This is a genomic window from Chitinophaga hostae (assembly GCF_018224885.1).
Taxonomy (GTDB): Bacteria; Bacteroidota; Bacteroidia; order Chitinophagales; family Chitinophagaceae; genus Chitinophaga; species Chitinophaga hostae.
In genome coordinates, this window is record NZ_JAGTXB010000007.1 from 336198 (window position 1) to 348632 (window position 12435).

Annotated in this window: 11 protein-coding genes; 4 read left to right on the forward strand and 7 right to left on the reverse strand. The window is 48.3% G+C overall.

Annotated features, from left to right (window positions below):
• Positions 1-16: 16 nt before the first annotated feature.
• The 4 genes from KE626_RS17040 to pdxR all read right to left on the reverse strand — a co-directional run bounded on the left by KE626_RS17040 (position 17) and on the right by pdxR (position 7078).
• On the reverse strand, positions 17-3346 hold the full coding sequence (locus KE626_RS17040) for a TonB-dependent receptor (protein ID WP_211974124.1): 3330 nt from the start codon (positions 3344-3346) through the stop codon (positions 17-19).
• A gap of 246 nt (positions 3347-3592) precedes the next feature.
• A complete protein-coding gene (locus KE626_RS17045) occupies positions 3593-4777 on the reverse strand; it encodes a FecR family protein (RefSeq protein WP_211974125.1) in 1185 nt (394 codons plus the stop codon).
• A gap of 66 nt (positions 4778-4843) precedes the next feature.
• Positions 4844-5419 (reverse strand): RNA polymerase sigma factor, encoded by a 576-nt coding sequence (locus tag KE626_RS17050; protein WP_211974126.1) that lies wholly within the window; start codon positions 5417-5419, stop codon positions 4844-4846.
• Positions 5420-5632: 213 nt separating this feature from the next.
• Positions 5633-7078, reverse strand: a complete 1446-nt coding sequence (pdxR, locus tag KE626_RS17055) for a MocR-like pyridoxine biosynthesis transcription factor PdxR (RefSeq protein WP_211974127.1) — start codon at positions 7076-7078, stop codon at positions 5633-5635.
• Between the two features lie 118 nt (positions 7079-7196).
• Between pdxR and KE626_RS17060 the strand changes: the two genes are divergently transcribed.
• From KE626_RS17060 to KE626_RS17075, 4 genes are all read left to right on the forward strand, one after another.
• Entirely contained in the window at positions 7197-7667 is a 471-nt protein-coding gene (locus tag KE626_RS17060; RefSeq protein WP_249207519.1) for a cupin domain-containing protein, read from the forward strand.
• Between the two features lie 52 nt (positions 7668-7719).
• Positions 7720-8601: a dihydrodipicolinate synthase family protein gene (locus KE626_RS17065; protein ID WP_211974129.1), complete on the forward strand. Its 882-nt coding sequence runs from the start codon at positions 7720-7722 to the stop codon at positions 8599-8601.
• Between the two features lie 153 nt (positions 8602-8754).
• On the forward strand, positions 8755-8964 hold the full coding sequence (locus KE626_RS17070) for a hypothetical protein (RefSeq protein WP_211974130.1): 210 nt from the start codon (positions 8755-8757) through the stop codon (positions 8962-8964).
• Positions 8965-9024: 60 nt separating this feature from the next.
• Positions 9025-9492, forward strand: coding sequence for a hypothetical protein (locus KE626_RS17075; RefSeq protein WP_211974131.1), 468 nt, complete (start codon positions 9025-9027; stop codon positions 9490-9492).
• Positions 9493-9554: 62 nt separating this feature from the next.
• Here KE626_RS17075 and KE626_RS17080 read toward each other — a convergent pair whose 3' ends face one another.
• From KE626_RS17080 to KE626_RS17090, 3 genes are all read right to left on the reverse strand, one after another.
• Positions 9555-10373 (reverse strand): HAD-IIA family hydrolase, encoded by an 819-nt coding sequence (locus KE626_RS17080; protein WP_211974132.1) that lies wholly within the window; start codon positions 10371-10373, stop codon positions 9555-9557.
• A gap of 249 nt (positions 10374-10622) precedes the next feature.
• Positions 10623-10808, reverse strand: a complete 186-nt coding sequence (locus KE626_RS17085; protein WP_211974133.1) for a hypothetical protein — start codon at positions 10806-10808, stop codon at positions 10623-10625.
• A 52-nt stretch (positions 10809-10860) separates the two neighbouring features.
• Complete coding sequence (locus KE626_RS17090; protein ID WP_211974134.1) at positions 10861-12399, reverse strand: MFS transporter; 1539 nt, start codon at positions 12397-12399, stop codon at positions 10861-10863.
• Positions 12400-12435 lie beyond the last annotated feature (36 nt).

Below are 12435 nucleotides of genomic sequence, written 5' to 3' on the forward strand. Positions count from 1 at the left end.
CTCAGCATTTACAATGTTAAAAATTTACTTTAGCACCTACTGTAATGGATTTGGTAGAAGGATAGTTACCGCGGTCCCACCCGTTCACAGTAGGTATGGCCCAGGAAACTTCCGGATCGTAACCGGAATAGCTGGTAAGTGTTAACCAGTTCTGCGCACTCACATATACCCTGATGGCCGACAGTTTGGCAAAGGATAATTGTTTTGCAGAAAAAGTGTATCCCAGTGTGATATCCCTCAAACGCAGATAGGAGCCATCTTCCACCCACAATGTGTTGGCATAGTCGCGGATAGAATTACCGCTGGTGGCAGATGGTTTATCGATGCTGTTACTGCTCCCCGCTCCTTTCCAGCGGCTATCGTAAGCTGCCTGCGTAGGTGTCCATTTCCCGTTCATGGTGATATTGTATTTGCGGAATTCGTTCACGATATCATTGCCATAGGAACCTACCAGCAGGATGGAGAGGTCGAAATTTTTGTAAGAGAAATTGTTGTTGAAACCAAAAGTGAATTTAGGTTCCAGGTGAGAAATGGTGGTGCGGTCGTCCTGGTCGTTGACAGTTCCTTTGCCGTCCCAGTTTTTAAATTTGTAATCGCCTGCATGTTTGGATGGTTCACCGTTGTCGATCGCTTCCTGGTCGGTTTGATATACACCTGTTACCGTATAGCCATACAGCTGCATCATGGACTGGCCCACAATAGTAGGGAACCAGTTACCACCGGCGCCTATTTCCTTATAGGTAATGGGCTTGCCCTGTGCATCTTTGCCGAGGTCCAGTACTTTGGTGCGGTTGCTTGTAAAAGTGAGTGCCGACTCCCATTTGAGGGCGCCCTGCAGGTTTTGTGTGTTCACCTGGAATTCAAACCCCTTGTTCTGAATTTTTCCTACGTTCTGTATCACGGAACTGTAGCCGCTGGAAGAAGGCAGGCTAACGGACAGCAACAAATCGTTGGTACGTTTGTCGTAATAATCTGCCGAAATCAGTACCCTGTCTTTAAACAAACCGAGATCAAATCCTGCATCAAACTGGCGGGTAGTTTCCCACTTCAACCCGCTGTTATCGAGTGAAGAGGGCGTAAAACCGTTATACTGCGCGTTATTGAAAACTACGGTATTAGCGCTCATAGTAGCCAGCGTCTGGTAAGGATTGATGGCCTGATTACCTGCGGCGCCGTAGCTGAGCCGCAGTTTCAGGTTGGTAATATCCCGGCTGTTTTTCAGGAACTCTTCCTGTGACACATTCCAGCTCAGGGCGGCGGAAGGAAAAAAGGCGAACTTATTATCGTTACCAAATTTGGAAGATCCATCATACCTGCCGGTAACGGTAGCATAGTATTTACCCTTATAGTTATAGTTGATTCTTCCAAGGTAAGAGATCAGTTTATAATCGCTGTAGCCGGTGCCTGGCTGGGCAGGTACTACCGCAGCGCCCAGGTTATTATTTTTATACAGGTCGGTGATGAAGCCGGTGGCAGTGCCGCTTTGCAGGCCGTCGGTACTGCTTTGCTGGTAGGTGATACCACCTACCGCATCGATGTTATGATCACCAAATGTTTTGTTATAGCTGAGGGTATTTTCGTTAATAAAAGTAAGGCTGTTGGAGTAGCTCTTGCTGGCCACACCGGAAATGGGATTGCCATCTTTATCGGTACCGCGGCCGATGGTGATACTGCCGGGAGCATAGTAATCGTTTTTACTATCATTTTTATCGATGCCGGCAGAGAGTTTCAGCAGCAGTCCGGGAACAATTTTATAGTTAAGTGCCACATTACCGATAATCCGGGTGGCATTGGAGGGCTGGTATAATTCCCTGGAGATGCCCACCGGGTTGGATTCTCCCCAGGGTACACCGGTAAAGCGGGTGTAGGAACCATCGGGATTGTATACCGGTTGGGTGGGTGGTATTACCATGGTAGTCCAGGGTACGCCACCACCGCCTTCTGCGCCCTGGTATTGCGCCTGCTGGTATTTGGATTGTTGCAGGGAAAGGCTGGAGGTAACGTTAAAATGCTCGGAGATAGTTTGATCCAGGTTTGTTCTGAAAGAGAATCTTCTGAAAGAAGAATTTTCGATGATACCATCCTGGTTAAAGTAACCGAAAGAAGTAAAGTATTTAGTGGTTTCGCTGCCGCCGGCTATGGAAATATTATGATCCTGCACGGGTGCTTTGCGGTATACGAGGTCCTGCCAGTCGTTACCTTTGGTGCTCAGCGAGTCGATCTGTGTATCCGTCCATGGAATGGCGGTACCATCATTTTTTGCTACTTCATTTTGCAGGGTAGCAAATTCCCTGGCGTTGATGAGGTCTATTTTTTTGCGCAGTTGCTGCACGCCATAATAACCGCTGTAGGATACGCGTGCCTTGCCTGATTTACCTCTTTTTGTGGTGATGAGGATAACGCCGTTGGCGCCCCGTGAGCCGTAGATCGCCGTAGCGGAAGCATCTTTCAGCACTTCCAGTCTTTCTATATCATCCGGGTTCAGCTGGGCGGTAAGATTATCGAGTGGCAGTCCGTCTACCACATAGAGCGGGTTGCTGCTGGCGCCGATGGAGGTAGTACCACGGATTTTAATGCGCATAAATTCGCCTGGTTGCCCGGAGGCCTGGTTTACCTGTACCCCGGCCACATGGCCCTGCAATGCCTGGGAAACGTTTGATACGGCGTTCACCTGGGTGATTTCATCGGAAGTAACAGAAGATACTGCGCCGGTGAGATCTGATTTTTTGGTGGCGCCATAGCCAACGATCACGATATCATTTAAGGAGCTGGAAGATGTTTTCAGCGTAATGTGCAGGTTGCTGAGGTCTTTATCTACGGTAATTTTCTGTTCATAGGTGGTAAAGCCGATAAAGGAAACCCGGAGGGTATAGCTGCCTGGTGTAACGCCTGTAATGGTGAAGGCGCCACGGGCATCCGAAAGGGCGCCTTTGTTGCCCGGCAGCAGGGTAACGGTGGCATTTTCCACGGGGCTGCCTTTTTCGTCCAGCACAGTGCCGCTAACGGACGACGTTGACCTGGGCATGTTAATTACCAAGGTAATTTTTGGAGGAAAAGTTTCCTTTACCACAATGATCTTGTTCCTGATTTCGCAGGTAAATGGCTGGCCTTTTACGATGATACTCAGCGCATCTGCCAGCGGCATGTTTTTTATATCCAGCGCCACGGGGTGCGCTTTTTTTACGAGGGCGGCATCGTATACGAAAGCGTATCCTGTCTGGTCTTTGATGCGGTCAAAGATCTGTTCCACCGGTAGCTGCTGCCCTTTCAGGGTCACCGACTGGGAGAAGGTTTTGGCACTTACCTGTAACAGTGTTAATAAAAGAAGACTTGCAGTCAATTTCATAACCAGGAATATTTGTCTTGGTCGCCTTTTGGCGGACAGCGGAATTTTGATAATGGATTGTTGTTCCATATTTTTGCATAGTTTGGATGTCCATAATTTCAGTTAGTCAATGCGTGGCTGCGAAACTGGCCATCCCGATATTTGCCGGAGGTGTTGGTAGCACTTCCGGTTTTTTATTTGGTGGCCAGGTACAAGGTTATGTTTCCATGTCTGGTTGATATTTAAATGGTCAGCGTAAAAATGTTACTATAATGGTTGTACGATAATTTTCCTGTTCTTCACTTCAAAGTGTACCTTTCCCGTTGCCTGCAGGGCATCCAGGAGTACGGATATATCTTCGGTTTTAGGAATAATGCCGGAGAGTTTCACGTTATCTGCCGCATCGCGGTACTCCACTTCCACATCATACCATCTGCATAGTTGCCGCATAATATCCTTGATACCTGCTTCACGGAAGCGGAACTCCCCATTTTTCCATGCAAGGATATCGCGGAAATCGGCGGGCCCGGTTTTAAAGTGTTGCTGACCGTGGGCAAGACTGGCACGCTCTCCGGGTTTGATCATCACGCTGTCGGCTCCGCTGGATGCGGCCACTGCACCTTCCAGCAGGGCGGTATTGATGGTGGCTTCATCTTCATATGCCATGATGTTAAATTTGGTGCCGAGCACGCGTACGGTCATGTCTTCTTTACGGGAAAGTACCCGTACCAGGAAGGGTATTTTTTTCCCTTTGCTGTCGGTAAATGGTTTGACTTCAAAATATCCTTCTCCGCTGAGACTTACTTCGCGGCTATTACCCGTAAAGGCGGTGGGGAATTTCAATGAAGAAGCTGCGTTGAGCCACACTTCGGTGCCATCGGGCAGGGTAACCTGGTATTGACCGCCGCGGGGTGTGCGGATGGTGTTGTAGGTAACGGCGCCGCCGGAAGCATGTCCTGCTTTATAAGCCAGCATACCGCTGTTTAATTTTATGACGCTAGTGTTTCCCTGTTGACTGAGCATGCCGTTACCGGCATTATCGAGCAGGATGCTGTCGCCGTTGGCGAGCACCAGTACTGCGCGGTTACCACCGGGAACAATGTTCCCTTTTTTACCAATATTTTGGGAGATGACGGGCGTGCGGGCCTGTTTTCCCGGCTGGAGAAAAAACCAGGCGCCTCCTGCCAGCCCAAGGAGCAGCAGTACAGCCGCGGCTATTCTGCTGATGTAGAAAACGGTTGTTCTCCCGGTGGGCGATGTGTTAAGGTCTAATGTTTGCCGGAGGCGGACGTGAATACGTTCGCGGATCTTTTCGCGCAAAGCGCGGTCATCTGCCGGAATTGCTATATTATCATCATCAAAAGAATAGTACCAGTTATTGACCAGTTGCTGTTCTTCCAGGCTTGCGGTGCCTGCCAGGTAATTTTCTATGGCGCGTTGTAGATCCTGCATAAATGCCCGTTATACTATATAAGTGATCCGGGCGGGAAAAAATACCTACGCAGGTTAAAAAAAATTTCAAAAAAGAAAAGTGAAGCAGGAATGAATGAGGTGTTTCATCTTATGCCGGAGAAGTGTAATGGCTTTGTGTAATTGATTATCCACTGTTTTATGGCTGATACCCAGCTGGGCAGCTATTTCGCGGGAGCTCATGCCACTTTGCCGGCTGTAGCGGAATACGATCCTGCATTTTTCAGGAAGCTTGTCTATCTCTTCATTGACCAGCTGCAGCATATGCCGGTAATGCACCACATTTTCCATACCGGGTTCCTGCGGATCGAGACGGGTCACAGCTTCCCGGTATTGTTCACCATATTCTCTTTTCCGGAAATAAGCGATGGTCATATATTTCACGGCGGCGGCGAGATAATTTTTAAGGGATTCGGCGGCGAGATTTTTACGGTTACGCCAGATGCCGGCAAATACGTCGTGAACAATATCTTCGGCTGCCGGCAGATCTTTTAAGCGGTTAAAAGCCATGCCCAGCAACAGCTCCCAATAGCGGTTGTATAACGCTGTAAAAGCGGCTTCATTATCATCCGCCATCAGCACTATCAATTCCTCATCACTGAGCGGAAGTGCTCCCCTTGACATACAGCTAATATTATTCATAACACGTGGCATTCACTGACTTTCCCGCGGCAACGGCCGGGTGTATTATTCTCTCCTGATTGAAATATAAAGAAAAAGTCCGTATTTACCGCAGAAAAAAAGGAGAGTTGAGAAAAAAATATTGATAAAAAAGAAAATCATATCGGCATAAGGGAAGAAGCGTATAGTCAACGCCTGTTGCGCCCGGAGCATCGTTTATTTTATCACTGTTGCCAGTAGGCGGATTCCTTCTTCCAGTTCTTCAGGCGTGAGAGATGCATAACCCAGGCGAATGGCGTTCAACGGTACACCGGAAAACGAGAAGCGCTCAGTAGGCATAATAGATACTCCTTTTTTCAGGAGCTGCGCTGCCAGGTTTTCAGTATTATGCGCACGCTTAAATTTCACCCAGTAGGCCAGTCCCCCGGCGGGTTTCACGAATGCCGTTTTTCCGCCAAGATATGTTTGCAGGTATTGGTACATACACTCCCTTCTTTCTTTGTAGATATTAAACGCCCTGCGTGCGTGGCGGTTAACGGCTCCCTGTTCCATCAGCTCTGCGATCGCCTGTTCCATGATGGGATCGCCCTGCCGGTCTACCAGCCCTCTCAGCTGTGCCAGCGATGCGATAAATGCCGCCGGTCCGGTTACATACCCGATCCTGACTGCCGGCGCCACCAGCTTACTGAGGGAGCTGATATAAATTACATTAGCGGCATGTTGATTACTGGCCAATGGTAACAGGCTCTTTGCATCAAAATGAAACTCATGATCGTAATCATCTTCTATAATAGCAAAGCTGTAGCGGTTAGAGAGTGCTATCAGCTTTAGCCTGCGTTCCATTTTCATACTTACGGCGGTAGGAAACTGGTGATGCGGTGTTACATATACTGCTTTCAGCGGAGTAGTACTGCATACCCGTTCCAGCTCTTCTACTACCAGTCCTTTATCATCTACGGGGATGTTGATCATCCGCGCTCCTGCGCCTGCAAGTGTTTGCCATGCGGGTAAATAACCCGGGCATTCTATGGCTACGGCATCGCCGGGTTTTATCAGCGTGTGTGCGGTGAGGTACAGTGCCATCTGGCTGCCGCGGGTGATGCAGATGTTTGCTTTATCGGTATTCATTCCGCGTTTAAACGCCAGCATGTTTACCAGTGCCGTGCGAAGTCTTTCTTCGCCCTGCGGATGTCCATATCCCAGCATCCGCCAGCGGGCCTTTTGCTGGAATATCCGTTTATATGCTTTGGCCAGTTCGTCCATTGGCGCCAGCCGGACATCGGGCCAACCATCGTTGAATGTGATGAGTGCCGCGGCGCCGGTGGTTTGCTCCGGGAGGATGCCGGCAGTATGATTAAATGCAAACGGACTGCCTGCTTTCAGCAATGGCTTTTTGCTGAGTGGCAAATTGTTCGACACAAATGTTCCTTTCTTATCTGCTGTTTCCAGCCAGCCTTCTGCGATCAGTCCTTCATAGGCCAGCACCACGGTTTTCCGGTTTACGCCGATATCAGCTGCCAGTACGCGGCTTCCCGGCAATGGAGTGCCTGGTTTCAGGCGCCCCTTGCGGATTTCCGCAATAATACCATCGGCTATCTGTTGGTAAACGGATAACTGTTTGTCTACGTCAATCGCAAGTATCGTATTCCAGGGCCTTAACATCTGGACCATCTATTTAAGTAAAAACTGGATGATTATGATCATCCAAAAATAGACAAATTTTGTGTGGTCAGAACAAATCAACGATAAACATTTTCTCACCTCTTAAATGCGTTTACACATGAAACAAAGTACCAACATCCCCGCTCCTTTTTCTTCAAAAGATTTCCATCAAACCTTTGCCCGTCCTGTATTTGTGAAGGCGGAGAAGCTGATACATAAAAATGTGGAACAGGCCGGCGAGCATCAGCACTTTTCTGCCGAGCGTAAACACCCGGTGTTTTTTGTAGACCTGCCCACCAAAAACGTGAGCATGACGATCGGCGGGCTGCTGCCAGGGCAGCTGACGAACCGGCACCGGCATACCTATGAAACCGTGTTGTACGTGCTGGAAGGAAAAGGCTATACCGAAGTAGAAGATGAGAAAGTAACATGGCAGGCGGGCGACGCGGTATACATTCCCAGCTGGGCATGGCACCGTCATCAAAATCTCAGCGACAGCGAACCTGCCCGGTACATCGCCTGCGAAAACGCCCCACAGCTGCAAAACCTGGGAGTAGCGCTGCGCGAAGAAGAAGGACGCGATCTATGATCCTGGCCCGGGAGCTTCTTTTCTATCACCATCTCACTAAATAAAAACAGGCATGAACAACACAACATTCAAAGGCATCATCGCCTACCCGATCACACCTTTTGATCAGAACGGGCAGGTAGATACCCCCTTATTCAAAACACTGACCGAGCGGCTCATACAATCAGGGGCTCATGGTATTGCGCCACTTGGCAGCACCGGCGTGCTCCCTTATCTCCGCGATGAGGAAAAAGAGGCAGTGACTACTGCTGCCATAGCACAGGTGAACGGCCGGGTACCGGTGTTGGTGGGTGTTTCCAATCTCACTACCGAACGCACCATCTATCATGCGCGCTTCGCAGAAAAAGCCGGCGCCACAGCGGTGATGATCATTCCCATGAGTTACTGGAAACTAACAGAAGATGAAATTTTCCATCATTACGAACAAGTAGCCAGCCAGCTGTCGATCCCCATCATGGCCTATAACAACCCGGCTACTGGTGGTATTGATATGTCGCCCGCCCTGCTAAAAAGACTACTCCGGATCCCTAACGTCACCATGATCAAAGAAAGCAGCGGAGATATACAAAGGATGCATTTTTTACGCAGCGCATTGGGAGAAGAAACAGCATTCTATAACGGGTCCAATCCGTTGGCATTGGGCGCATTTGCCGCAGGGGCCAGCGGTTGGTGTACGGCCGCCTTTAACCTGATCCCTGCATTGAACCAACAGCTATACGACGCCGTTTGCAACAACGATCTTGCAACCGCCAGAACTGTTTTCTATCAACAGTTTGAGCTACTGCAGTTCATCGTGGCCAAAGGCCTGCCGGCGGCGATCCAGGCAGGATTAAAAATACAGGGAATTGAAAGCGGATACCTGAGAAGTCCGTTACAGCCATTGACGGAAGCCGACTACCAGCAGCTGTCGGAGATACTGGCACGTGTGAACTAATGGGAAAATTCGCCGGAGTTGAATCCATGGAAATTGTCTTTCCCAGGATTAAACTGATTTTGATGATTTGATGATTTTTTATTTTTTGATTTTAAAAGATTAGGGGAGATAACAGCGGATAGCTATTTGTTGTTATTTCCCTAATCTTTAAAAATGAAAAATCATCAAATCATCAAAATCAGTTTAATCCTGGGCAAGACAATTTCACTTTATGGAATAAAGGTAGGCAGGCATTTTTTTGAAGACACGCCGGAAAATAAAACGGTAGCAGTGTATTTAAAACCTGGCTTGTTAAACATTCCCTGGTATGAAGTGGGAGAAACGGTAAATATAAATCCTCCCCAAGGGACAACTCCCCGTTAACAAGAGAAATTGCCGAACCGCAGCGAATTTTGTACCTTATACTACTAATTATCGCTATCTATGGGACTATTCAGTTTTTTTTCCGGCAAGCGCCGGGATCCCTTACCGGAGATCAATATCCGGCATCCCTTCTTCGGACATATGACCTACGTCCATAACGAACGGGATGCAACCCGGAGTCACTTCCAGGGCAAACAACATTTTGCCCCTGTTCTCCGGCCAATAGCGCTGACTATTGTTGCAGATACAACAGGCCCAACTGCTATGCAAACTGATTTATTCAAATCCATTGAACAAGGCTATGATACCGTGTTAGCAACGATTACACCGCTGATAACACAGGAGTTCAGTTCCCGGAAAAATTTTGTTTCCAGGAGCTTCGCCGGCGAATACCGCCTGTTCTATATCCATCTTTATGCTGATGGACATTCCTGGGAACTTTCCTATGAAACAGTATCCGATGAGGAGCCCGTTATCAGCGTCACCATGAAAAATTTTGAAGTAATGGAAGTATTTGTAGATGGATAACAGCGGCAATAAAAAAACCCCACGATAAACGTGAGGTTTTTGCTTTTCGGGTGGATTTTATATTAGTAAGTTGTTTCCATTATCACTGGTTCTCCCATTACTCTCATAAACAATTCTTCATTCAGCAGATCCTTGATGGATTTAATGATGAAGTCGGGAGAATAACCAAAATTGGCGAGATCACTTTCATGTGTTACGCCGGTGAGGGTAAGTATGGTGGTGAAGCCCATTGAACCGGCGCCGAGGATATCGGTACCCATGGTATCGCCTATCATCACGGTTTCATCGGTAGCGAGCTGCAATGTTTTCCTGGCCATCCGCATCATTACCGGGCTTGGTTTACCTACACTGAAAGCCTTGATACCACTGGCAGATTCCAGCATGGCCACCAGCGCGCCACATCCGGCCCTGTACTTTCCATCTCCGATGGGGCAGTTGGGATCGAGGTTGGTGGCAATAAGTTTGGCGCCTTTCATGATCATGTTAATCGCCTTGTCAACAGATTCCAGCATAATGGTTCTTCCCTCTCCTATAATTACATAGTCGGGTTGATCATCTACAATAGAATAACCTGCATTGTGCAGCTCTGTCAGCAAACCGCCTTCCCCAATCACATAAGCGGTTCCGTTTTCTTTCTTTGATGCCAGGTACCTGGCTGTTGCCATAGCGCAGGTAAAAATATCTTCATCATTTACCCGGAAGCCCATCTTGTTGAGTTTGTAACAAACATCCCTGCTGGTTCTCTGGCTATTGTTTGTCAGAAACAGAAAAGGCAGCCCCCTGTCTCTCAGGCCATTAATAAACTCTACAGCGCCGGGAATTGGTTCACTTCCTTTGTAGATTACGCCATCCATGTCGATAAGAAATCCCTTTTTTTTCATAGCATTTCAATGTTGGTTACTTTATAAACTTGATCAATAAAACGAACATTCATAAAAAACCATGGAATGGATAAAGGCGGGAGGCTGCATAGATACAGCGGTATTTGAAGGATAGATAACATTTGGATGTGTTATCTCCGATAAAGATAATCATAAATTCCGGGAAAGGAAATTTTTTGGAATGATTTGCTGCTCCTCCCGGTAATTACCGACAGGTAGTAAAAAAATGATACGGGTTGAAACATCGGTCTATGCCTCGTCTTTTGTATTCTTCACCAGGCCGATACCTGATACAAAAAAAATAAGACCAATCACTGCGGCAACCAGCAACTCCCGCCACTGCATGCTGTGCTTAATAAAACCTGATCCGGCATAAATAAGACCAACAATCCCCAATATGGTCAAAATCGTCCCGAAAAGTCTTTTTACATTCATATACCAGTGTTTAATGGAATCAAACAATTTCTATGCCGTCACCTGACCTTTGTTATGAAGCCTTCCGGGGATTTTTAATAAAGAGCACCGCCATTATGCCCCCGAGAAAACCAAGCGCGGCGGAGATCCGCATTATTATTCCATAGGCGTCTATAAATCCCGCATGATATATTTTAACGACCTCCGCTTGCTGTGTACGGTTGAGTTGCGCGGGCGGAGCCGCATTGCCCAGGTCCGCAGTACGGGCCACTATCGCCTGTTGCTGTTCGTTATTCAACTGCATTTGCGGCAGGTCTTTTTGTACGGCGGCGGCAAAAAATAACACGGCCAGAGATCCGAAGATGGCATTGGCAAAAACACCGGAGATACGCGTAACGGCATTATTGATCCCCGATGCGGTACCCGATAAGTGATCACTCACCGCGCCCATCACTGTGGCGGTGAGCGGCGCCACGGTGAAAGACATCCCTAACCCCAGCACCACGATGCCCGGGAAAAAGGTGGTCCAGTATTCGGAAGGACCAGCCGTTTGTTTTACGAAAGACAGCAAAAGCAACCCCGCTCCTGCCAGGCAGGGACCCATGATCAAAAAAAGCCGCGGACCATGCTTATCTGCCAGGCTGCCCGCCCAACGGGCTATTGATATCATTAAAACGGTAAATGGCAGAAAAGTAAGACCAGAGTCCAGTTGACTATACCCCTGCGCCTGCACCATATTCAGCGATTGGAATAACATTCCCGCGCCAAGGCCCGCATACAGGAAAAACGTTAAGAGGTTAGCACCGGTGAAAGTAGGATTGGCAAACAGTTGCAACGGCAACATCGGTGAGTTGCTTTTTCGTTCTACCAGTACAAAGGCAATGAGCAGCAGGATCCCGGTAATGATGGACCCGTATACTGTTACATCTCCAAAACCAACAGACGGCATCCTTAAAAAACCAAAAGTAAGTAACGCCAACCCCGCAGCAATGAGGATAGCGCCGGGGAAATCAAGTCCTTTTTGCTGATCTTCATCCCGCCTTTCTGTTACTTTCAGCGATAAAAACACCAACGCCGCCATACCAATAGGAACATTAATAAAAAAGATATAACGCCACAACCCGGCATCGGCCAGGGCGCCGCCTAATACCGGACCGCCCATGGTAACCAGTGTGGTAACGGCTGACCAGGTGCCAATGGCCTTTCCCCGTTCATTTTCATTGATAGCAGAAGAAATCAGTGATAAGCTCCCCGGTATCATCAAGGCCCCGCCAATACCCTGTATCATCCTGAAAATGATCAGCCACAGCGCATTGCCGGCAACACCGCAGGCGGCAGATCCGGCTATAAAAATAAAGATACCGGTCATGAATACTTTCTTGCGTCCCAACCGGTCGCCCAGGGTACCTCCAATCAATATCAGGGCGGCCAGCATCAGCAGGTAGGCGTTTAATACCCAGAAGACATCTGCTCCGGATGCCTTCAGGCTACGTTGCAGGGCCGGCAGCACCACATTCAATGCGGTACCATCTATAAAAGCCATGGCAGATGCCAGTATGGTGGTGACCATCACCCATTTGCCTTCAGTACTCCGGAGCGATACGGTTGTCATAATTGCTGAGATGAGAATATCAAGTTAACATACATT